At 60.1% G+C, this 22,451-nt stretch carries 22 protein-coding genes; 9 read left to right on the top strand and 13 right to left on the bottom strand.

Features of this window, described 5'->3' with window-relative positions; genetic code table 11:
• The first annotated feature begins 47 nt into the window (after window positions 1-47).
• From ACQZ5K_RS09430 to ACQZ5K_RS09420, 3 genes are read left to right on the top strand one after another with little or no spacing between them, the layout of a single operon-like run.
• On the top strand, window positions 48-1,517 hold the full coding sequence (locus ACQZ5K_RS09430) for an FGGY family carbohydrate kinase (protein WP_448740274.1): 1,470 nt from the start codon (window positions 48-50) through the stop codon (window positions 1,515-1,517).
• A gap of 20 nt (window positions 1,518-1,537) precedes the next feature.
• On the top strand, window positions 1,538-2,497 hold the full coding sequence (locus ACQZ5K_RS09425; protein WP_174057004.1) for a sugar-binding transcriptional regulator: 960 nt from the start codon (window positions 1,538-1,540) through the stop codon (window positions 2,495-2,497).
• Between the two features lie 24 nt (window positions 2,498-2,521).
• Window positions 2,522-3,307, top strand: a complete 786-nt coding sequence (locus ACQZ5K_RS09420) for an SDR family oxidoreductase (RefSeq protein ID WP_448740205.1) — start codon at window positions 2,522-2,524, stop codon at window positions 3,305-3,307.
• A 156-nt stretch (window positions 3,308-3,463) separates the two neighbouring features.
• Here ACQZ5K_RS09420 and ACQZ5K_RS09415 read toward each other — a convergent pair whose 3' ends face one another.
• The 5 genes from ACQZ5K_RS09415 to ACQZ5K_RS09395 all read right to left on the bottom strand — a co-directional run bounded on the left by ACQZ5K_RS09415 (window position 3,464) and on the right by ACQZ5K_RS09395 (window position 9,912).
• Window positions 3,464-4,225, bottom strand: coding sequence for an ABC transporter permease (locus ACQZ5K_RS09415; protein WP_080816666.1), 762 nt, complete (start codon window positions 4,223-4,225; stop codon window positions 3,464-3,466).
• A complete protein-coding gene (locus tag ACQZ5K_RS09410) occupies window positions 4,222-5,148 on the bottom strand; it encodes an ABC transporter ATP-binding protein (protein WP_003520395.1) in 927 nt (308 codons plus the stop codon). The genes ACQZ5K_RS09415 and ACQZ5K_RS09410 overlap by 4 nt, the downstream gene beginning before the upstream one ends.
• Window positions 5,149-5,252: 104 nt before the next feature.
• The gene (locus ACQZ5K_RS09405; protein WP_065655906.1) at window positions 5,253-6,074 is read right to left on the bottom strand and encodes a sulfite exporter TauE/SafE family protein; all 822 of its coding nucleotides are present in this window, start codon (window positions 6,072-6,074) and stop codon (window positions 5,253-5,255) included.
• A 486-nt stretch (window positions 6,075-6,560) separates the two neighbouring features.
• Complete coding sequence (locus ACQZ5K_RS09400) at window positions 6,561-7,859, bottom strand: extensin family protein (RefSeq protein WP_448740204.1); 1,299 nt, start codon at window positions 7,857-7,859, stop codon at window positions 6,561-6,563.
• 238 nt (window positions 7,860-8,097) lie between these two features.
• A complete protein-coding gene (locus ACQZ5K_RS09395; RefSeq protein ID WP_059760437.1) occupies window positions 8,098-9,912 on the bottom strand; it encodes a methyl-accepting chemotaxis protein in 1,815 nt (604 codons plus the stop codon).
• A gap of 241 nt (window positions 9,913-10,153) precedes the next feature.
• Here ACQZ5K_RS09395 and ACQZ5K_RS09390 point away from each other — a divergent pair, with 241 nt between their 5' ends.
• The gene (locus ACQZ5K_RS09390) at window positions 10,154-10,468 is read left to right on the top strand and encodes a DUF1883 domain-containing protein (RefSeq protein WP_448740203.1); all 315 of its coding nucleotides are present in this window, start codon (window positions 10,154-10,156) and stop codon (window positions 10,466-10,468) included.
• A 113-nt stretch (window positions 10,469-10,581) separates the two neighbouring features.
• Here the strand turns inward: ACQZ5K_RS09390 and ACQZ5K_RS09385 are convergent, their stop codons facing one another.
• Together ACQZ5K_RS09385 and ACQZ5K_RS09380 are read right to left on the bottom strand one after the other, a co-directional pair.
• Window positions 10,582-11,898, bottom strand: a complete 1,317-nt coding sequence (locus ACQZ5K_RS09385; RefSeq protein ID WP_448740202.1) for a replication-associated recombination protein A — start codon at window positions 11,896-11,898, stop codon at window positions 10,582-10,584.
• Window positions 11,895-13,301 carry a DegQ family serine endoprotease gene (locus ACQZ5K_RS09380; protein ID WP_448740201.1) on the bottom strand — a complete coding sequence of 469 codons (1,407 nt, stop codon included), beginning with the start codon at window positions 13,299-13,301 and terminating at the stop codon, window positions 11,895-11,897. The genes ACQZ5K_RS09385 and ACQZ5K_RS09380 overlap by 4 nt, the downstream gene beginning before the upstream one ends.
• Window positions 13,302-13,475: 174 nt before the next feature.
• On the opposite strand from ACQZ5K_RS09380, the gene ACQZ5K_RS09375 reads away from it, so the two are divergent.
• Entirely contained in the window at window positions 13,476-13,826 is a 351-nt protein-coding gene (locus tag ACQZ5K_RS09375; RefSeq protein ID WP_448740200.1) for a lysozyme inhibitor LprI family protein, read from the top strand.
• Between the two features lie 5 nt (window positions 13,827-13,831).
• On the opposite strand, the gene ACQZ5K_RS09370 is transcribed toward ACQZ5K_RS09375, so the two are convergent.
• Window positions 13,832-14,833, bottom strand: a complete 1,002-nt coding sequence (locus ACQZ5K_RS09370; protein WP_448740199.1) for a serine hydrolase domain-containing protein — start codon at window positions 14,831-14,833, stop codon at window positions 13,832-13,834.
• A 230-nt stretch (window positions 14,834-15,063) separates the two neighbouring features.
• Here ACQZ5K_RS09370 and ACQZ5K_RS09365 point away from each other — a divergent pair, with 230 nt between their 5' ends.
• Window positions 15,064-15,534, top strand: coding sequence for a GNAT family N-acetyltransferase (locus tag ACQZ5K_RS09365; RefSeq protein WP_448740198.1), 471 nt, complete (start codon window positions 15,064-15,066; stop codon window positions 15,532-15,534).
• A gap of 68 nt (window positions 15,535-15,602) precedes the next feature.
• On the opposite strand, the gene ilvD is transcribed toward ACQZ5K_RS09365, so the two are convergent.
• On the bottom strand, window positions 15,603-17,438 hold the full coding sequence (ilvD, locus tag ACQZ5K_RS09360) for a dihydroxy-acid dehydratase (RefSeq protein ID WP_003521018.1): 1,836 nt from the start codon (window positions 17,436-17,438) through the stop codon (window positions 15,603-15,605).
• 312 nt (window positions 17,439-17,750) lie between these two features.
• Between ilvD and msrP the strand changes: the two genes are divergently transcribed.
• From msrP to ACQZ5K_RS09345, 3 genes are read left to right on the top strand one after another with little or no spacing between them, the layout of a single operon-like run.
• Window positions 17,751-18,692 carry a protein-methionine-sulfoxide reductase catalytic subunit MsrP gene (gene msrP / locus ACQZ5K_RS09355; RefSeq protein ID WP_196378719.1) on the top strand — a complete coding sequence of 314 codons (942 nt, stop codon included), beginning with the start codon at window positions 17,751-17,753 and terminating at the stop codon, window positions 18,690-18,692.
• Between the two features lie 2 nt (window positions 18,693-18,694).
• On the top strand, window positions 18,695-19,360 hold the full coding sequence (gene msrQ, locus ACQZ5K_RS09350; RefSeq protein ID WP_448740197.1) for a protein-methionine-sulfoxide reductase heme-binding subunit MsrQ: 666 nt from the start codon (window positions 18,695-18,697) through the stop codon (window positions 19,358-19,360).
• Entirely contained in the window at window positions 19,357-19,677 is a 321-nt protein-coding gene (locus tag ACQZ5K_RS09345; RefSeq protein WP_448740196.1) for a hypothetical protein, read from the top strand. The genes msrQ and ACQZ5K_RS09345 overlap by 4 nt, the downstream gene beginning before the upstream one ends.
• Window positions 19,678-19,760: 83 nt before the next feature.
• On the opposite strand, the gene rplQ is transcribed toward ACQZ5K_RS09345, so the two are convergent.
• From rplQ to rpsM, 4 genes are all read right to left on the bottom strand, one after another.
• Complete coding sequence (gene rplQ, locus ACQZ5K_RS09340) at window positions 19,761-20,186, bottom strand: 50S ribosomal protein L17 (RefSeq protein WP_003521014.1); 426 nt, start codon at window positions 20,184-20,186, stop codon at window positions 19,761-19,763.
• Between the two features lie 118 nt (window positions 20,187-20,304).
• On the bottom strand, window positions 20,305-21,315 hold the full coding sequence (locus ACQZ5K_RS09335) for a DNA-directed RNA polymerase subunit alpha (protein WP_003495228.1): 1,011 nt from the start codon (window positions 21,313-21,315) through the stop codon (window positions 20,305-20,307).
• Between the two features lie 195 nt (window positions 21,316-21,510).
• The gene (gene rpsK / locus ACQZ5K_RS09330; protein ID WP_003495225.1) at window positions 21,511-21,900 is read right to left on the bottom strand and encodes a 30S ribosomal protein S11; all 390 of its coding nucleotides are present in this window, start codon (window positions 21,898-21,900) and stop codon (window positions 21,511-21,513) included.
• Between the two features lie 137 nt (window positions 21,901-22,037).
• A complete protein-coding gene (rpsM, locus tag ACQZ5K_RS09325; RefSeq protein WP_003516122.1) occupies window positions 22,038-22,406 on the bottom strand; it encodes a 30S ribosomal protein S13 in 369 nt (122 codons plus the stop codon).
• Between the last annotated feature and the right edge of the window lie 45 nt (window positions 22,407-22,451).

Here is a 22,451-nt window from a genome sequence, read left to right as displayed (position 1 = left end):
ATCGCCGCAAGGCGGAAACGAAAAACTGCCGACGAAAGACTCCCATGATGCGCGCCATTCTGTCCATCGATCAGGGCACCACCAATTCCAAGGCCATACTCGTCTCGGAAAGCGGAGAGTTGCTGGCGCGCGGCTCATCACCAGTCGGCATCGCCTATCCACAGCCCGGCTGGGTGGAACAGGAGCCGCAGCGCATCTGGGCTTCGGTTTGCGAAGCGATCTCCGCCTGCCTCGCCGCCGCACCCTCTGACATCGATGTCGCAGCCATCGCCATTTCCAACCAGCGCGAATCCGTGACCATCTGGGACGGCGAAACCGGCGAGCCCCTCGGCCCGGTGCTCAGCTGGCAATGCCGCCGCACGGCGCAGGATTGCTCCGAACTGATCGAGAAGGGCCATTCCGAGCGCGTCATGGCGCTGACCGGCCTGCCGATCGACCCGATGTTTCCGGGCGCAAAAATGCGCTGGCTGCTGGAGCGCGCGCCGAAGGGCCGCAAGCTCCGCCTCGGCACCATCGATAGCTGGCTCATCCATCGCTTCACCGGCGGCAAGGTCCATGCCTGCGACGCCTCAAATGCCGCCCGCAGCCAGGTGCTCGATCTCAACCGGCAGGTCTGGAGCGATGAGCTTTGCGAGCTCTTCGGCATCGACATCAACACCCTGCCCGATCTGCGCGACAGCAGCGGCGATTTTGGTGTCACATCGGGCGTTCCCGGTATCAAGGACGGCACGCCGATCCTCGCCGCCATCGGCGACAGCCACGCCGCCCTCTTCGGCCATGGCGCCTTCAATTCGGGTGATGGAAAGGTAACCTTCGGCACCGGCTCTTCGGTCATGACAACCCTGTCGCATTTCATCGCGCCCGAACGCGGCATCACCACCACGGTCGCATGGCGGCTCGGCGGCAAACCGACCTTCGCCTTCGAGGGCAATATTCTCGTTTCGGCAGCCTCCCTGCCCTGGATGACGGAGATTCTCGGCCTGCCGGATGTCGCCGCGCTGGTGGAGCTCGCCTCCGCCGCCGAGCCTGATGGCCCCGGTTTCGTGCCGGCCTTCGTTGGCCTTGGAGCACCCTATTGGGATACCAATGCGCGCGCCCTGTTCTCGCAGATCAATTTCAGCACCACGCGTGCCCAGATGGCCCGCGCCGTCACCGATTCCATCGCCTTTCAGGTCCATGACGTCTTCGCCGCCATGCGCGCGCAGTCGCCTTCGGGCTTCGGGCGGCTGTTCGTGGATGGCCGCCCGAGCCAGAACCGTTTCCTCATGCAATGCGTCGCCGATATGCTGGAACACCCCGTCACCCAGCGCGATGCGCCGGAAGCCTCGGCATTGGGTGCCGCCTATCTCGCCGGCCTCGCCCTCGGTGTCTGGAGCGATCTCGATGCCATCGCGGCGTTGAACAGCAACGGCAACACCATCGCGCCGTCCGCCAGCGAAAACAGCCAGCGGCTCAGCGTCTGGCGCGACGCGATTGCCCGCTCGACCTTGCCTGTAACCTCGGGTAATGGTGAATAAAAATTCACCCTGGAGGGCTTATGGGCAGGCTAAACGAACTTCGAATGATTTCCCGCGTGGCGCAGATGTATTTCAGCGAGCACAAGCGTCAGGCGGAAATCGCCCAGCATCTCAATCTTTCGCAAGCCACCGTCTCACGCATGTTGAAGCGCGCGGAGGCGGAAGGCATCGTCCGCACCAGCATCATTCCACCACCCGGCACCTATAGCGATCTGGAAGCGCAGCTGCGCGAACGTTTCGACCTGCCGGAAGCCATCGTTGTCGATTGCAGCGAGGATCGCGATGGCGCGATCATGGCCCGCATTGGCGAAGCGGCGGCGCATTTTCTGGAAGTGACACTGTCGCAGAACGAGATCATCGGCGTTTCCAGCTGGAGCCAGACGATCTTCAAGATGGTGGAAAACATCCACCCGCTTAAAGGTGCCAAGGCGCGTTACATCGTCCAGACGCTGGGCGGCATGGGCGATCCTTCCGTTCAAACGCATGCGACCCAGATCACCACCCGGCTGGCGCGGCTGACGGAAGCCGAACCGAAACTGCTGCCGGTGCCGGGCGTCGCCACCTCGCGCGAAGCCAAGCTCTTGATGCTGGCCGATCCCTTCGTGCGCGAAACCATCGATCTCTTCGGGTCGATCACGCTCGCCGTCGTCGGCATCGGTGCGGTCGAGCCGTCGGAGCTTCTCGCCCGCTCCGGCAACATCTTCTCCGCCAAGGAACTCGCCGATCTCGCGCAGGCGGGTGCGGTGGGCGACATATCGCTCCGGTTCTTCGACAGGCAAGGCAAGCCGGTCAAAACGCCGCTCGATGACCGGGTCATCGGCCTGCCGCTGGAAAACCTCTCCAATGTCGACCGCGTCATTGCGCTGGCCGGCGGCTCGAAAAAGACCGAGGCGATTGCCGGGGCACTCAGGACCGGTGTGATCGACGTGCTCGTCACCGATAAATTCACCGCCGAACGACTGGTCGGCAAGGAACCATAGCCAAAATCCCATAAAGGAGGAGACATGAGGCGCTTTGAAGGTCAATCCGTATTCGTGACCGGAGGCAACAAGGGCATCGGTTACGGCATCGCCCGCCGTTTTGCCGAGGAAGGCGCGAAAGTCGCCATCGCCTCTGTCGACAAAGACACGCAGGATGCCGCCAAAAAACTGGCGGACGAAACCGGCGCAGTTACCCATGGCGTGATCCTCGACGTGCGGGATGCGGCAGCGGTGCGCGAGGCCTATGGCGCCGCCGAAGAGGCGATCGGCCCGCTTTCCATCTCCGTCCAGAATGCCGGCGTCATCACCATTTCGAAGATCGAGGAACTGACGCAGGAGCAGTGGGATTTCAACCTCGACGTCAATACCAAGGGCGCGTTCCTCTGCTGCCAGGAAGCGATCCGCCGCTTCCGCGAAAGCGGCACCAAAGGTCGCCTCGTCAATACTGCCTCCGGTCAGGCGCGGCAGGGCTTCATCTATACCCCGCATTACGCCGCCTCGAAGTTCGGCGTTATCGGCCTGACGCAAAGCCTTGCCAAGGAACTCGCGCCGGAAGGCATTACCGTCAACGCCATTTGCCCCGGCATCATCCACACCGAAATGTGGGACTATAACGACCGCGTCTGGGGCCAGATGCTGGGTGAGTACAAGCCCGGCGAACTGATGGCCGAATGGGTGCGCAACATCCCCATGCGCCGCGCCGGAACCCCCGCCGAAGTGGCCGCACTGGTGGCGTTTCTGGCTTCCGACGACGCGGCCTATATCACCGGTCAGACGATCAATGTCGATGGTGGGTTGATTATGTCGTAAAGGGGCTTGCTAAAGCCTCTCCTCCGTCATCCTCGGGCTTGTCCCGAGGATCTAATCACGTCCAATAAAATCAATCGGTTGCAGATCCTCGGGACAAGCCCGAGGATGACGTCGCGTGTGAGGGGAAGCTTTCCGCTATCTCTAACGATTGAGCCGTCAGTTGCGCAGCCTATATCCCGTCTTGAACATCCAGCCGACAACACCGAGGCAGAGCGCCAGAAACAGCGTGATCATCGCCAGACTGATCACCGGATTGACGTCGGCGATCTCATAGAAACTCCAGCGGAAACCGCTGATGAGATAAAGCACCGGGTTGAAGTGGCTGACCGTCTGCCAGAAGGGCGGCAGCATGTCGATGGAATAGAAGCTGCCGCCAAGGAAGGTCAAAGGCGGCACCACCAGCATGGGAATGAGGTTCAGCTGCTCGAAATTCGTCGCCCAGATGCCGATGATGAAGCCGAACAGGCTGAAGCTCACCGCCGTCAGCACGAAGAACAGGATCATCATGAACGGATGGGCGATGGTGATATCCACGAAGAAGGAAGCCGTTATCAGGATGATCGTGCCGATCATCAGCCCCTTGGTCGCCGCCGCCCCGACATAACCGGCCAGAATTTCCGTCATCGCCACCGGAGCGGAGAGGATTTCATAGACCGTACCGGTGAATTTCGGGAAATAGATGCCGAAGGAGCCGTTGCCGATACATTGCGTCAGAAGCGTCAGCATGATGAGGCCGGGCGTTATGAACGCGCCGTAGGAAACACCACCAACCTCCTGAATCCGCGAACCGATCGCGGTTCCGAACACGATGAAATAGAGCGAAGTGGAAATGACCGGGGAGACCACGCTCTGCAGCAGGGTGCGACGCGTGCGCGCCATTTCGAACAGATAGATGGCCTTGATGGCTTCGAAATTCATTTCTGGCCTCCCACCAGCGAAACGAAGATATCCTCAAGCGAACTCTGCCGCGTTGAAATATCCTTGAAATGGATGTTGGCGGCGAAAAGAGCGCTCAGAACATCGGCAATGCGACCCTGCTCGCCGTTATCCTCGATTTCATAGGTGACGGTGCAGCGGTCATCGGAAAGCGTCAAACCGAAGGGCGCAAGACTGTCGGGCAATTGCTCCACCGGCTGGGCAAGCTCCAGGAAAAGCTGCTTGCGGCCGAGTTTCTTCATCAACGCCGTTTTTTCCTCCACCAGCAGCAATTCGCCGCCATTGATGACACCCACCCGGTCGGCGATTTCTTCCGCCTCTTCGATGTAGTGCGTGGTGAGGATGATGGTGACGCCCTTGGCGCGCAGCTCGGAAACCACGTTCCACATGTCGCGGCGCAGCGCCACATCCACGCCGGCTGTCGGCTCGTCAAGGAACAGAACCTTCGGCTCATGCGCCAGCGCCTTGGCGATCAGCACACGCCGTTTCATGCCGCCGGAAAGCTCCCGCAACATATTGTCCTTCTTGTTCCAGAGCGACAGGGATTTCAGGATGCGCTCGATCAGTTCCGGGTTCTTCTTTTGCCCGTGCAGGCCGCGCGAGAAGCTGACGGTGTTCCACACCGTCTCGAACTGGTCGGTGGTCAGTTCCTGCGGCACGAGGCCGATCAGGGCGCGGGTCTGGCGAAAATCCTTCACCACATCGTGCCCGCCGACAAGCACCGAGCCTTCACCCGGATTGACGAGGCCGCAGACGATGGAGATCAATGTCGTCTTGCCAGCACCGTTCGGACCGAGAAGAGCGAGGATTTCCCCCTCTTTGATATCGAGGCTGACACCTTTGAGCGCCTGAAAGCCGTTTGCGTAGGATTTTGTCAGATTCCGTATCGAAACAATGGCATTCATGGCGAATCTTTCGAAAAACCGAGTAAGATGCACGCCATATAGGCCGGGAAAGGCGCAAATGCCAGTCCGACGGGCTGAACACTGCGTTCGGCGGAGAGGGAAAATCAGCCGTAAACGCTATAGAAAAACTGCGCCGCAACGAAGACCAGAAACAGTCCGAAGGCGCGCTCCAGCTGCTTCTTGCTGAGCGCATGCGCCAGCCGCGCGCCATAGGGCGCCACGACAAGCGTGATGGGGATCAACAGCACCACGGCGATCCAGTTGATGAAGCCGGTGGAAAATGGCGGCAGGCCCGCATCGCCCCAGCCGGCCCAGATATAACCCAATAGACCCGGCAGCGAAATCAGCACGCCGACGCCGGAAGAGGTGGCGACCGCCTGATGAATGGTGCGTCCGTAAAGCGTCATGAAGGTGTTGTTCATCACCCCGCCGCCCACGCCCATCAGGCCGGAAAAGAGCCCGATGCCGGTGCCCACCAGAAAACGGCCCGGGTTTTGCGGCAGGTCGGAACCGAGATGCCAGCTTGCCCGGTTGAAGATCATCCGAAAGGCAAGCGCCAGCGCGATGAAGGCAAAGATCAGCCGCAGCGCGACGCTCGAGGCATAAGCGGCAACCACGGATGCGAGGATGGTGCCGAGCGGCACGGCGACGATCCAGCCCTTCAGCAGATCGATATCGACCGCGCCTTTCTGACGATGCGTCAGGAACGAACGGATGGAGGTGGGCACGATAATGGCGAGCGATGTGCCGAGCGAGAGATGCATGCGCACCGCCTCCGGCACATCCAGCAGCCCGAAGACCTGGTAGAAGACGGGCACCAGCACCGCACCGCCACCGATGCCGAACAACCCCGCCAGAAGACCGGCGACCACACCCGCTGCCGCAAGCGCCGCAGCAAAGACCATCAGCTCTGAAACAGGAGGCATAAAGGCAGGCTCCCGAGGGCCGTTGTCACAAACATGTGACCCTCATAGCGTATCAGAAGAGCGCGGCAAGCCATGTTGGCCGCAGGTCAGTACGGCGCGATGTCTTTTGCCGCACATCCGCGCCGGATGGACCACTCCATGGGATCGTTTCCCATTGCATGCCCTTGCAAAGACGCCGATATCCCCCCGATAAGGCTGTCTTCTTCAACCGGCCTTCGGGCCGGTCTTTTTTTGTGGGAATGTGACAGAGGAGTTGGAATTCCGACAAGTGAATCCACACTTCCGTCATTCCGGCCTTGAGCCGGAATCCAGCCAGCTCAAGTCCTTGAGCTGAAAGGAGTCTTCCCGTCGCGCTGACGCGCGTCGGCTAGATTCCGGCTCAAGGCCGGAATGACGGAAGTTGCAAACATCACGCATTACAGCGAGCGTCTAAAACGCCGCCCGACTATCGCCCTGCCCAATCACGCCGTTCGCGTCCCAATCCCCCTAATCGCAATGCCTGTAACCTGACTTGCGGGTACGCAGGTCGAAGTGGAAATGGTTCCAGTGATTGGGATCGCTGCCCGGTCCGAGAACGGTGGAGAAATATTTGCAGCTGTCGGACCTCACCGCCTTCAGCAGCGCTTTTTCGCGGAAGGCGAAGAAGCTCTTGCTGCGCACGTCGATTTCCTTGCCGTTCTTCAGCGTGATGGTGCCGATATCGATGGCGTTGCCGCGCGCATGTTCGGACCACGGATTGCTGGAGCGCGAGTTCATCTTGCGGCAGGAATAACCGCCCATCGGCGTGATACGCCCGACGCCGGAAAGATAACGGAAGCGCGAGGATGGCACGAGTTCGAACTTCACCCATTTGGCGAAGGCAAGCGTGACCTGGCAATTGAGCTTCACCGCCGGCCGGATGGCGACGCCGCTCGCGAGACCGCTGAGTTCGATCGGATAATCGATACCGCAGGTCGGACCGTCGGCAATGCGCGCAACATCCCGGAAAGCGACGCCGAGACGGCGAAGTTCGGAGCGGCAGGCAACTTCGGAGGATGGCATGACGCCAGGCGGCATCGAGCGGTTGCTTTGCAGCCCGCCGCCCGCCATCGGATCGTTCGGCATCACCATGGCCACCTCTTCCACCGGCTGACGACGGGAAGAAGAGCCTACCGGCGGCGGCGGGATGAGCCGCGATTGGCTGGCCCGTTGCGGCTGGCGGGCCGGAGGAACGGCTACGGGATTATCGGTGCCGATACCATCCACCACCGGCTGCTCCGACGCGCCTTCGGCAATATCCGCATCCTGTTCTTCGGCAAGTCCGCGGACCGGCTCCACGCCCAGCATGGAATCCATGTTCACGCCGCCTTCGCCTTCGGCGATCTGGTTGCTGGTCATCTGCTGCGCGGGCATGGTCTGCCCCTGCATCGTCTGGCCCTGCATTGTCTGCGCCGGCATATTGCCATGGCCGCTGGCCGCCATGCGCGCCTGATGCTGGGAATCGAGTGTCGAATAACCCTGTCCGCCCTGCGGCGATTGCAGCAGGGGATCCTGCGAGGCGTAAGGCTCCGGCATCGGCTGTGAAACGGCTGCCGGATAATCGGCGCCCTGCCCGGCCTGCTCGGCCTGATACACCGCACCCGCCGGCGCGCTGTAACCCTGCTGCCGCGAGGAGCGGATGGCGCTGACGCGTGTGGTGCCGTCCACCTCCGCCGGTGGCACGAGGCCTTCCGCCGAACACGACACCATGACCGTGGAAATCATCAGCAACGTCACAAGACGACGCGGAAGGGAAACATACGCCATACGAGAACCTGTACCTTCAGCGGCCGCTATTCGCGGCAATACAGGATAAATTTTAAAGAAATGAGGTAAACGAAACCTTATTGGTTGCGGGAAATAACGAATGATGTGTTTGGCGCAGTCCCATCCACACAAGACCGCGACAATCGCGTCCGATGACGACGCCGGCGGATAAAGTCCTGCCTATAACAAAAGGGCGCGGCCAAAGCCGCGCCCTTTAACTTTCCTGAAACACCTGAAATCAAGCAGCCCGCGAAACCTCGCGCCCGGCGCCATGTCCAAGCTCGAAACGCGACAGCAGCGAGCGCAGCTGGCGGCTTTCCTCGGCGAGCGTCTGGCTTGCCGCCGTGGTTTCTTCCACCATGGCGGCGTTTTGCTGTGTCATCTGATCCATGTGGTTGACGGAGGTGTTGATCTCCTGCAGGCCGGTCGCCTGCTCGCGCGCCGCCGTGGCGATGGAGTTGACATGGCCATCGACACGATTGACCAGCGCCACGATCTCCTCCAGCGCATCGCCCGTCGAGCGTACGAGTGCGACACCGCCGCCGACTTCTTCGGCCGAACGGTTGATGAGGGTCTTGATTTCCTTGGCCGCATTGGCGGAGCGTTGGGCCAGTTCGCGAACCTCCTGCGCCACCACGGCAAAACCACGCCCGGCCTCGCCCGCACGCGCCGCTTCCACACCGGCATTCAGCGCCAGAAGATTGGTCTGGAAGGCGATTTCATCGATGACCGAGATGATCTGGCCGATGCGCTTCGAAGACTCCTCGATACGGCCCATGGCGTCGACGGCATTGCGTACGATCTCGCCCGAGCGGCCGGCGCTGGTTTTCGTGTCCTGCACCATCTGCCGGGCCTCGTTGGCACGCTCGGAAGCGGTGCGCACCGTGGCGGTGATCTCGTCCAGAGCAGCCGCCGTCTCCTCCAGCGCCGCTGCCTGCTGTTCGGTCCGGCGGGAAAGATTGCCGGTCGCACCGCTGATGTCGGAGGCGCTGTCATTGACCACATGGCCGGTTCTGGCAATCGCCTCGATCGCGCCGTGCAATGCGCCGACGGCACGGTTGAAGTCCATGCGCAGCTTTTCATAATCCGCGCCGATATCCGCAAGCGAAACGGTAAGGTCGCCATTGGCAAGCGCCTCAAGCGCATTGCCCAGTCGCTCCATGGCATGGGCCTGCCGCTCGGATGCGGAACGCAGAACCATCTCGTTACCGTGCCGCTCCTGCTCCAGTGCCCGCTGCTGGTCGGCCTCGCGGGCCTGCAGCGCGCTGCGCTCATTGACGCTGTCGCGCAGTACCAGCAGCGTCTTGGCAATCGCACCGATTTCATTGCGACGGTCGGCGAACTGTATATCCGCCGCGCCGTCACCATCGGCAATACGCCGCATGCTCTGGCGGATAAGATCGATCGGCCGCGTCACGCTGCGCACGACGGCTGCGGCCACGCCGACAACCAGAAGACCGGCGGCGATGCAGAGACCGCCATTAAAATAAACGTCGCGCCAGAATACCGCTTCAAGATCGTCAACATAAACACCGGTGCCGACAATCCAGCCCCAGGGGGCGAAGCCGGCGACATGGGAAAATTTCTCGACCGGCTCCGGCGCACCGGGCTTCGGCCAGTAATAATCGACAAAGCCCTTGCCGCCTGCCTTGACCGTATTCACGAACTCGACGAACAGCGCCTTGCCGTTCGGGTCCTTGTTGGCGGTAAGGTCCGTGCCGTTCATTTCGGGTTTGATCGGATGCATCACCATTTTGGGATGCATGTCGTTGATCCAGAAATAGCCGCTGCCATTGCCGTAGCGCATTGCCGCAATGGTCGTCTTGGCCTGCTGTTGCGCCGCCTCCCGCGTCAGGCTTCCGCCCTGCTCCAGCCGGTAATATTGATCGAGAATGGCAACAGCGGTTTCGTTCATTGCCGCAAGCCCGGCTTTCCGTTCGCGCTCCATTTCGTGGTAGCTTTCAAACAGGCTGAATGTCAGGGCCGCGGCCAGTATTGCCAGAAACAATGCGACGAGCGCATAAAGGCGCGTAGATATTGTTACGTTTTTCATGTTCCCCCTCAACGTCGCTGATGCACTTCGACCAGCCGATGTTAAAGGCAAAAAATTTATTATTATTAAATACACATATTATACGTTGGTATTATTCTTATATGCTCATACTCATTGGCGCCACCATGCCAGACAGGCACAGCAAGCGTGAATTTTCAAACCGGCCGGCGGCATTTAAAGACACCGTTAACCGTGCGGCCCCTATCCTCTTTGACCGAAATTACTTTACAGGGAGGGCGCGATGGCCCGGCCGAATTTTCGCTATACGCATTATGACCTGAAGGAATTGCGGGCAGGTACTACCCTTGAAATATCCCTGTCAGCCGTCAACAATGTCCGGCTGATGACGGGCGCGAATTTCCAGCGTTTCACCGAGCTGCTGGATTTCAAATATCTCGGCGGCGTCGCGAAAAAATCGCCGATCCGCATTGCCATTCCCGAGACATTGCACTGGCATCTGGTGATCGATGCCGAAGGCCATAGCGGCCTGGCGGAATCCTCGGTCAAGATGCTGCCGGCGCAGCCGCAGGCGGCACTGCATCGCAAGGCATCCTGATCTTCCTTAAAAAACAGCGAGTTGTCGCGGTTTCGCGACTCTTTTTGCCAGCGACCTGAATCTCTTTCTTAAGATCGGCCGCGATACGGTTTTCGGCGCAACCGCGTAAAATCCTAGCGCGATCCACGCTCGCGACGCAGCTTCGCCCACCAGTCCAGACGCTTGCGGATTTCCCTTTCGAACCCTCGATCAGGCGGATCGTAAAAGGTCGTGCGCCCCATTTTCTCCGGGAAATAATCCTGCCCGGAAAAGGCATCCGGCTCGTCATGGTCGTAACGGTAACCGTCGCCATAACCCTCGCCCTTCATGAGCTTGGTCGGCGCGTTCAGAATATGTTTCGGCGGCACCAGCGAGCCGTTTTCCTTGGCCGCCCGCATCGCCGACTTGAAGGCCGTATAGACGGCGTTCGATTTCGGCGCGGTCGCGAGATAGACGCAAGCCTGCGCCAGAGCCAGCTCCCCCTCCGGTGAGCCGAGATAATCATAGGCATCCTTGGCGGCATTGCAGACGGCGAGCGCCTGCGGATCGGCAAGGCCGATATCCTCCACCGCCATGCGCACCAGCCGCCGGCCGATGTAGAGCGGGTCTTCACCGGCATCGAACATGCGGGCAAGATAATAAAGCGCGGCATCCGGGTCCGAACCGCGCACCGACTTATGCAACGCGGAAATGAGATTGTAATGGCCGTCCTGGCTCTTGTCGTAGACGGGCGCACGGCGCTGCACGATGCGCGTCAGCCCCTCGGTATCGAAGGTCTCATCCTTCCTCGCCGCACGCCAGACTTCCTCGGCAAGCGTCAGCACGGCGCGGCCATCGCCATCGGCCATGCGGATCAGGCTGGCCCGCGCCTCTTCCGTCAGCGGCAGGGGCTTGCCCTCCGCCTCCTCGGCGCGCTTCAGAAGCTCGCTCAGGCTCTCCTCGTCATGCGAGCCGAACGTCAGGACACGCGCGCGCGACAACAGAGCGGCATTGAGTTCGAAAGACGGATTTTCGGTGGTGGCGCCCACCAGAATAATGGTGCCGTCTTCCATCACCGGCAGGAAGCTGTCCTGCTGGGCGCGGTTGAAGCGATGAATCTCGTCTACGAAAAGCAGCGTCTGCCGGCCATTCATCCGCCGTGCGCGCGCCGCCTCGAAAACCTTCTTGAGATCGGCGACACCGGAAAAGATCGCCGATATCTGCTCGAAAGCCAGCCCCGCTTCGCCGGAAAGCAGGCGGGCAACCGTGGTCTTGCCGGTGCCGGGCGGCCCCCAGAAGATCATCGATCCCAGTGAGCCGCTATCGATCATGCGGCGCAGCACGCCCTCCTCGCCCGTCAGATGCGGCTGCCCGCTCACCTCCGCCAGCGTCTTCGGACGCAGGCGATCGGCAAGAGGCCGCCGGTTGGCGACCTCCACGGGCACTTGCGGGGCGAAGAGATCGTCGCTCATCGCAGGAACTGCCGGATGCGCTGCCCGTCACGCAGGATTTCCACCCGCCAGAAGCCGGGATTGTCGTCCAGCGCCTTCTCGACAGCGGCGGTGGTGCCGATATCCGCGCCGTTCAGCGACAGGATCACGTCTTTCGGCTGGAAACCGACACGATAGGCCGGCGAACCGCGCTTCACATCGGTAATGACAACGCCGGTCACCTGCGAGGGCATGCGCAGTTCATCGGCAAGCTTCGGCGAAAGATTGGCGACAGTCGCGCCGGCGAAGGGATTGCGGCCCTCGATCAGCCGTTCATCGCGCGGTGCGGTTTCCGGCGCGGTATCGAGCGCGATGGTCACTTTTTTCTCTTTCCCTTTGTCCATGACGGTCAGTTCGGCGGATTTGCCGATGCCGGCGGTCGTCAGGCGATAACCCAGCGCATCCGGATGCTCCACCTCGAAGCCATTGACGGCGGTAACCACCTGTCCGGGTTCGATGCCCGCCTTTTCGGCCGGCCCCCCCTTGACGACGCTGACGACCAGCGCGCCGCGGGCGCGATGCAGACCAAGCGCCTCGGCGACATCCGATGTCACCGGATCGAAGGTCGCACCGATATAGGGCCGCTCGAAGCTTGCATCGCCGCGCTCGGCGGCAGCGACGAAAACCCGGACCAGATTGGCGGGAATGGCGAAACCGATACCGTTCGAGCCGCCGCCCTTGGAGAAGATGGCCGTATTGATGCCGATCAGCTCACCCGCCATGTTCATCAATGCCCCGCCGGAATTGCCGGGATTGATGGAAGCGTCGGTCTGGATGAAGAAGCCGAAATCGCCCTGCGTCACCTGGTTGCGCGCCAGACCCGAGACAATGCCGCTCGTCACCGTCTGGCCGACACCGAAGGGATTGCCGATGGCCAGCACCAGATCACCCACTTCAATCGCATCGGAATTGCCGAGCGACAGCACGGGAAACTGCTCCTTCGCATCGATCTGCAGAATGGCGAGGTCGACGCGGTCATCCTTCAGCAGCACCTTGGAGGAAAATTCACGCCCATCCGCCAGCGCCACCTTGATGTCATCGGCACCGTCGATGACGTGATTGTTGGTCACCACGAGGCCGCCGGCGGTCACGATCACGCCGGAACCGAGCGACGACTGCTTTTCCGTGCGGTTCGGCATCTGCTGGCCGAAGAACTGTTCGAAGAAAGGATCACCGGCAAAGGGCGACAGACGCCGCTGCACGACGCGTTCGGCATAGACATTCACCACCGCGCCCGCGGTGCGCTTGACCAGCGGCGCGAAGGAAAGCTGCATTTCCGTGTGGCTCGACGGCACGGTCCTGTTATCCTGCGCCGCAGCATCCACAGGCAGGAGAATGAGTGCGGCGAGAAAGCCGGTGGACAGATACTTCAACACGCTTCGCATGTGATTCCTCATCGTCATCAGTATGATGGAGTTATAACGCCAAAGCCTGTAAAGCAAAGAGCGGCAAGATGATGGCCGTCCTTTTCCAGGCATGGATCGGTGGGCGACATTGGAACCAACAGCGCCCCTTTTCGGTTTCACCGGCACCTGACTGTCCTTAAAAAGAGACGACCCATGCATCTGAAACCGATCCTCCTTGCCTGCGGCATCCTGCTTGCCCCCTCCTTCATTTCTCTGGCCAACGCGGCGAGCTTCGATTGCGCAAAGACCGATCTGGCCGCGGATGAAAAGGCGATCTGCGACAACCGCATGCTGAACGATCAGGATGTGAAGATGGCCACCACCTTCGACATCCTCACCCAGCTTATGGCCATGGGCGCACGCGACACGCTGCGCGACGAGCAGAGCCAGTGGCTGAAGAAACGCCAGGAATGCGCAGCGGACGTTGCCTGCCTTACCGGCGCTTACGAGGAACGCATGAAACGTCTCGGAGAGGCGTTCCAGAGCATCAACCGGCCGCTCTGACCTCCTCACACCGCCCGGATGATGTTTTCCATAAGGCCATGTAACTGGTCACGATAACCGGTTCGGGCGGAAGGTGCGTCCTCGCGAGAGGTCATCACGACCGATAGCCGTCTGGCGGGTACGATATAGAGCATCTGGCCGCCATAACCCCAGGCATAATAGACCGTCTCGCCTGCCATCTCCTTGATGAACCAGCAATAGCCATAGCCGTCGCCGTTGAAGACGGAATTGGTACGTTGCCGCCACGATTGCTCGATCCAGCCCTGAGAAATCAACCGCTCACCGCCGGGTGTCACACCGCCCAGGCGGTAAAGCTCACCGAAGGCCAGCAAAGACCGCGCCGTCATCGCCATCTGGTTGCCGCCGAGATAGATGCCCTGCGGATCGCGCTCCCAGCCGCCGATGGAAAATCCTTCGAGCGGTCGGAACCAGTCGCGCGCAAGCGACAGCGTCGAACGGCCGGACGCTTTTGTCAGGATCGCCGAGAGCAGATGGGTGGAGCCGGTGGAATAAAGCATGCCGCCGCCCGGTTCTCCGGCAAAACCGGAACCCAGCGCCATCCGCACCCAGTTGCGGCTGGCGACCCAGCGGCCGTAATTCGGCCCCGACATGCGCTCCAGCCCGGATTGCATCGACAGCAGGTTGCCGATGGTGATCCGTTCCAGCCGGGGATCGGGATTTTGCGGAAAATCGCCGCGCAGAACGGTCGCGATCGGCTGGTCGGCGCCTTCGAGAATCTTGCGATCAATGGCCATGCCCACCAGCGCCGAGATGATCGATTTCGAGGCCGACTTGATATTGGTGGAGCCGTTCAAACCGGCGCCGTGATAGGCGCGGCTCGCGACCTCTTCGCCATCGATGCTGACAATGACCGCCTTGAGGCTGGAAAGCGCATCCGCCTCCCGCAGCAACGGATCGAAACGGATGCCACTGCCGGTGCTTTGCGCGCGGGCAAGCGGGGCGAAAGGCAGGGAAGCGATAAGGGCGAGTGCGGTTCGTCTTTTCATGTCACTGAGCTAGGAAGCCATACGGCGATGAAAAGAGGAAACGCCGCCAATCACTCCAATGTGACCTTATTTCAAGCACCGTATTTCCACACCCCAAATTCAATGGTCTCGCGAAATCTCTATGAAAACAGGGCGTTGGCCTGCATTCCGGAATCGAGATGCAAAGCGCTTGAATCAGTTTCTGATCTTGAGGACTATTGCCCTGCCGCAAATGCAAAAGACGGGAAACGATGCCGCAACTGAAATCATCACGCCTTGACCTGCGGCCTTTTAAAATAACGGACTCGTCGCCACTCGCCCGGTTGACGAACGATCCGCTCATTTTGCGCAATCTGCTGCGCACGGCCTATCCTTTCGAACCCGATGATGCACGGCATCTGATCAGGCGCATTGCTGAGCGTCGGCTGCCGGTATGGGCGGTGGATGATGGCAGGCTGGTCGGTCTCATCGGCCTTTCAGGCGAATTCGGCCTTTGGCTTGATCGCCGTGTCTGGGGAAAGGGCTATGGAGAAGAAGCCGGACGCCTCGTCATCGATTATGCCTTTCAGCACATGGGCATCAGAACCCTGCATGCCAATCCGCTGTTCGACAACAGGGCGTCGCACCGTCTACAAGCTGGGCTTTGTTGCGACCGGCCGTGCGAATGCCTTTTGCCGGCAACGGGGAAAAATCGTGCCGCTTCGCCCTTATCGGCTCGATAAAGAATAAACGGCACAAAAAAGCCGCCGCTTATCAACGGCGGCTTTTTATCATCCCGCAAATCCGGAAATTACTCCGGCAGAATGCGCACCGCGCCCTTGTCAGCGCTCGAGGCAAAGGCCGCATAGGCCTTCAGCGCCGTGGTGACATTGCGCTTGCGTGGCGCTTCCGGCTTCCAGCCCAGTTCTTCCTGCTCGGCACGGCGCGAAGCCAACTCCGCATCGGTGACCTTCAGGTTGATGGTGCGGTTCGGAATGTCGATCTCGATCAGGTCGCCCTGGCGCACGAGGCCGATGGCGCCGCCCTGCGCCGCTTCCGGCGAGGCGTGACCGATGGAAAGGCCGGAGGTGCCGCCCGAAAAACGACCGTCGGTAATCAGCGCGCAGGCTTTGCCGAGGCCCTTGGATTTCAGATAGCTGGTCGGATAGAGCATTTCCTGCATGCCCGGCCCGCCCTTCGGCCCTTCGTAACGGATGACGACGACGTCGCCCGCCTTGACCTCGTTGCCGAGAATGCCCTTCACGGCCGCATCCTGACTTTCGTAAACCACTGCCGGGCCGGTGAATTTCAGGATGGATTCATCGACGCCCGCCGTCTTCACGATGCAGCCGTCGAGCGCGATGTTGCCGTAAAGCACGGCCAGACCGCCATCCTTGGAGAAAGGCTTCTCGACCGAGCGGATGACGCCGTTTTCGCCGTCCGTATCCAGATCGTCCCAGCGCGAGGACTGGCTGAAGGCCACCTGCGTCGGCACGCCGCCGGGGGCGGCCTTGAAGAACTGGCGCACCGTCTCGCTGTTGGTGCGGGTGATGTCCCAGCGGTCGATGGCGTCGCCCAGCGTCGCCTCATGAACGGTATAGGTATCGCGATTGATGAGCCCACCGCGTTCCAGCTCGCCGAGAATACGCATGATGCCGCCGGCGCGGTGAACGTCTTCCATATGCACGTCCTGCTTGGCGGGCGCGACCTTGGAAAGGCAGGGAACCTTGCGGGAAAGACGGTCGATGTCTTCCATGCCGAAATCGACGCCGCCCTCATGCGCCGCCGCCAGAATATGCAGCACCGTGTTGGTGGAACCGCCCATGGCGATATCCAGCGACATGGCGTTTTCGAACGCCGCCTTGTTGGCGATGGTGCGCGGCAGGACGGTTTCGTCCTCCTGCTCATAATAACGGCGCGCCAGATCGACGATAAGGTGACCGGCTTCGACGAACAGCCGCTTGCGATCGGAATGGGTGGCAAGCGTCGAACCGTTGCCGGGCAGCGACAGACCCAGCGCCTCGGTCAGACAGTTCATGGAATTGGCCGTGAACATGCCGGAACAGGAACCGCAGGTCGGGCAGGCCGAACGCTCGATGACCTTCACATCCTCGTCGGAAATCTTGTCGTCTGCAGCTGCAACCATGGCGTCGACCAGATCGAGCGCCACCGTCTTACCGTGCAGGACGACCTTGCCGGCCTCCATCGGACCGCCGGAAACGAAGACTGCGGGGATGTTGAGGCGCATCGCCGCATTCAGCATGCCGGGGGTGATCTTGTCGCAGTTGGAAATGCACACCATTGCATCGGCGCAATGGGCATTGACCATATATTCCACCGAATCCGCGATGATCTCGCGCGACGGCAGCGAATAGAGCATGCCGTCATGGCCCATGGCGATACCGTCATCGACCGCGATGGTGTTGAATTCCTTGGCCACACCGCCGGCCGCCTCGATTTCGCGGGCAACGAGCTGGCCGAGATCCTTCAGATGCACATGGCCCGGCACGAACTGCGTGAAGGAATTGACCACCGCGATGATCGGCTTGCCGAAATCGCTGTCCTTCATACCGGTGGCGCGCCAAAGGCCGCGCGCGCCCGCCATGTTGCGGCCGTGGGTTGTCGTTCTGGAGCGATAGGCTGGCATGGTGTTTTCCTCAATCTCTTGGGCGAAGACGCGTCTTCCGCTGCATGGTCAAAACGGCCTCTGCCCTATTTTGCGGTTTTTCTAGCGCAAACCGCAAGCCCTGTCACTGTCACCTTGGGGCAAAACAGTACGGTTCGGTACGGTACGCTTTCTCTTCATCGTGCTATCGGGCCGCGCCTTCATCACAAATGCGCGATTTCCGCCGCCCCACCGTTGTTTTTCCGCAGAGCGCTGAAACATATCTGTGCAGCGGCCGTATTGGCTATCATAATCGATTTATCGCCGATGCACCCGGCTTTTGTGGAGGTTCCAATGCCCGCCTATCGCCCGCCCCTCATCTCGGCAAATGAAATCACGCCGAAGAATATCTACCTGTCCAGACGTGGCTTCCTCGGCACGGCGGCGGGGCTGGCGGCAATCGGGCTGGCTGGGCGCGAGGCTGTTGCCGCGCCGCTTTCCGCAAAGCCCGGCGCCTACAAGCTGGACGAGAAGCTCACCCCGCTCGATGCTGTCACCAGCTATAATAATTTCTACGAATTCGGTGTCGGAAAATCCGACCCGAAGGAAAATTCCGGCAAGTTCAAGCCTACCCCCTGGACGGTGAAGGTGGATGGCCTCGTCTCCAAACCGCAGGAATTCGGCATCGAAGACCTGATGAAATATCCTCTCGAAGAGCGCACTTACCGCATGCGCTGTGTCGAGGGCTGGTCGATGGTTATTCCGTGGATCGGCTTCCCACTCGCCACTCTTCTCGACAAGGTGGAACCGCTTGGCAGCGCGAAATATGTCGCTTTCGAAACCGTGGTGCGGCCAGATGAAATGCCAGGGCAAAGCGGCCTCTTCCAGCCTCTCTCCTGGCCCTATGTCGAGGGGCTTCGCCTCGATGAAGCGCGCCATCCGCTCACCATTCTCGCCGTCGGCCTTTATGGAGAGACCCTGCCCAACCAGAACGGTGCACCGATCCGTCTCGTCGTGCCATGGAAATACGGTTTCAAGGGCATCAAATCCATCGTCCGCATTTCGCTGGTCGAGAAACAACCGGAAACGACGTGGAAAAACTCCAACGCCCGCGAATATGGCTTCTATTCCAACGTCAACCCGAATGTCGACCATCCGCGCTGGAGCCAGGCGACGGAACAGCGCATCGGCGAAGGCGGCTTCTTTGGCACCCAGAACCGCCCTACCCTGATGTTCAACGGTTATGACGAGGTGGCAAGCCTCTATGCCGGCATGGATCTGAAAGCGAATTATTGACCATGGCCTTCGCCCTGCCTCTTCCCTCACTGCCGAAGCGTTACCAGCCGGCGGCCATCTGGTCGCTTTATGTAATCGGTCTCTGTCCGGGTGTCTGGTATTTTTATCTCGCCGCAACCGGCGGCCTCGGCTTCAATCCGGTCAAGGATTTCGAGCACCTGCTCGGCATCTGGGCGCTGCGCTTTCTGTGCCTCGGGCTTCTGGTGACGCCGCTGCGCGATCTCTTCAACATCAACCTCATCGCCTATCGCCGCGCGCTGGGGCTGACCGCCTTCTATTACGTATTAGCCCATTTCACCGTCTATCTGGTGCTGGATCGCGGCCTGATCCTCGGTTCCATCGCCGGCGATATTCTGAAGCGCCCCTATATCATGCTCGGCATGGCCGGGCTTCTCATGCTCATACCGCTGGCGCTCACCTCCAACCGCTGGTCGATCCGCAAACTCGGCAGCCGCTGGAACACGCTGCATAAGCTCGTCTATCTCGTGCTCATCGTCGGCGTGCTGCATTTCGTGCTGGCGCGAAAGTCGATCACGCTGGAGCCGGTGTTTTATATCAGCACGATGGTGGTATTGCTGGGGTATCGGCTGGTACGGCCATCGATCATGGCAGGGAAGCGGGGGAGACGCGCTGACAGGAACTCTCTGCAACGCCCATCACGATCATGAAGCCGACCGATCAAAACCTCCGAACTGCCCACCGCCCTGAAATCTCCATTTCCGGTCAAGCGGCTCTCTCCGAAATATTCAACACAATGGCAACTGGCGCAGCTTTCGACCCTGCTCGAATTGCCCGCGCCTTGAACAGTGCTCATCGGCAGGCGTTATCAGGGCTTGTTGAGCGCATTGAGAACAATGACGTTAAAGAAGAAGACCTGCAAAGGCTCTGGCTCGCGCATCATGTTTCGGACCGCATTGTTCTGATGGCCACACTTGTTGACCTTATTTGTCAAATCAGTCGCTACTTGCCGGGTCGACAGCCTTAAATCCGGAAAGTGAAGCAACAAAAAAAGCCGGGCAATCTCTCGCCCGGCTTTTTTAACTCATGACGCCTGAACGGCGTCAAACCTTATGCAGCTTCGGCAGCAGCAGCTTCAGCGGCAACGCGAGCCTTGTCGGCTGCGCCCTTGGCGTCAACGTCGCGCTCGACGAATTCGATGACGGCGAGAGCGGCATTGTCGCCCTGGCGGAAGCCGGCCTTCATGATACGCAGGTAGCCGCCGTTGCGGTTTGCGTAGCGGGCTGCGATCGCGTCGAACAGCTTGCGAACGGCGTCCTGATCCTTGATCTGCGAGATCGCCTGACGACGAGCGTGCAGGTCGCCGCGCTTGCCGAGGGTGACGAGCTTCTCAACGATCGGGCGAATTTCCTTCGCCTTCGGAAGCGTGGTTACGATCTGCTCATGGGTGATGAGCGAAGCAGCCATGTTGGCAAACATTGCCTTGCGGTGGCTGGCGGTTCTATTGAGCTTGCGGCCTGAATTACCGTGGCGCATTGCTATTCTCCTTCTACGCAGGTTCCTTCTCTAAGGCCTGCCGTTTCCTGGCACATGCAGATGACTTATCTGCTGTTTGACGGGGAAAGGCAGTCTTTGAGGTCTGCCTTCTTGTTTGTTAGTACTGGTCTTCGTAACGCTTTGCGAGATCTTCGATGTTCTCAGGCGGCCATGCAGGCACTTCCATGCCGAGGTGCAGACCCATGGAAGCGAGAACTTCCTTGATTTCGTTCAGCGACTTGCGACCGAAGTTCGGCGTGCGAAGCATTTCGGCTTCGGTCTTCTGGATCAGGTCGCCGATGTAAACGATGTTGTCGTTCTTCAGGCAGTTTGCCGAACGAACGGACAGTTCGAGCTCGTCGACCTTCTTGAGAAGCGCCGGGTTGAACGCAAGTTCGGTAACCGATTCTTCTTCTGCTTCCTTCTGCGGCTCGTCGAAGTTGACGAAGACGCCGAGCTGATCCTGAAGAATGCGAGCGGCGAAGGCAACGGCGTCTTCGCCGGAAACCGAACCGTTGGTCTCGATCGTCATGATCAGCTTGTCATAGTCGAGAACCTGACCTTCACGGGTGTTTTCCACCTTGTAGGACACTTTCTTGACCGGAGAATAGAGGCTGTCCACCGGAATGAGGCCAATCGGGGCATCTTCCGCGCGGTTGCGCTCAGCCGGTACGTAACCCTTGCCGTTGTTGACGGTGAATTCCATGCGGATTTCAGCGCCATCGTCCAGCGTGCAGATCACGTGGTCGGGGTTCAGGATCTCGATATCGCCAACCGTCTGGATGTCACCAGCGGTCACGGCGCCCGGACCCTGCTTGCGCACGACCATGCGCTTGGAATCATCGCCGTCCATCTTGATGGCGATTTCCTTGATGTTGAGCACGATATCCGTCACATCTTCCCGAACGCCGGGGATGGAGGAGAATTCGTGCAGGACACCGTCGATCTGCACGGCCGTAACAGCGGCGCCACGCAGAGAAGACAACAGAACGCGACGCAGCGCGTTGCCGAGGGTAAGACCGAAACCACGCTCCAGCGGCTCGGCAACCAGCGTTGCCTTGGTGCGGCTGGACGAGGTGAACTCGACCTTGTTCGGCTTGATAAGTTCCTGCCAGTTCTTCTGAATCATCTTTAAACCTTCCGTTCGCCGCCACCATCCAATCGTGACGGACCGAGCATGAAAACACCGAGAGGAACCTAATTCAGTGGTTCATCAGTGGGTTCTTGAGCGCAAGTCCGTCGATCGAAATCGACGCGCACACGCCAGATACACGAAAATTCCGCCAGACCTGAGGTAAGGCGGAATTTCCGAACTACGGTCGCGTCAGACGCGGCGCTTCTTGCGCGGACGGCAACCGTTGTGCGGGATCGGCGTCACGTCGCGAATGGAGGTGATCATGAAACCGGCAGCCTGCAGGGCGCGAAGTGCCGATTCACGGCCGGAACCCGGACCGCAAACTTCAACTTCAAGCGACTTCATGCCGTGTTCCTGAGCCTTCTTCGCGCAATCTTCAGCAGCGATCTGGGCAGCAAACGGGGTCGACTTACGCGAACCCTTGAAGCCCTTGGCACCGGCAGACGACCAGGCAATGGCATTGCCCTGTGCGTCGGTGATGGTGATCATCGTGTTGTTGAAGGTCGAGTTGACATGCGCGACGCCCGACGTGATATTTTTACGTTCGCGACGGCGAACGCGTGCGGCTTCCTTGGCCATTTTATACCTTTCATTGATCTCTTCACCGCCGTAACACCAGCGGCTACACCGGCGATCAACCCCATCGGAGCTTCACGCCAAACTCAGAAAGGCTGGCGCGGACTGCACCAGCCTCCCCTTTCCGGAGAACCGGAAAATTACTTCTTCTTACCAGCGATAGCCTTCGCCGGACCCTTGCGGGTGCGGGCGTTGGTGTGCGTGCGCTGACCGCGGACCGGAAGGCCACGACGGTGACGCAGGCCGCGGTAGCAACCGAGGTCCATCAGACGCTTGATGTTCATCGAGGTCTCACGACGCAGGTCGCCTTCGACCTGATAGTCGCGGTCGATGGCTTCGCGGATCTGAAGAACTTCAGCATCCGTCAGCTGATGAACGCGCTTGTCAGCCGGAAGACCGACCTTGTCCATGATTTCCTGCGCGAATTTCGGACCAATCCCGTGAATGTAGGTCAGCGCAATAACAACGCGCTTCGCGGTCGGGATGTTGACGCCAGCGATACGTGCCACGTCTTTTCTCCTTGGTTCCAGTTGCCATCCGGCAAGTGGTGATTC

The sequence above is a fragment of the Agrobacterium sp. 22-226-1 genome, from assembly GCF_053522345.1.
This window is presented reverse-complemented; position numbering and strand designations above follow the sequence as displayed.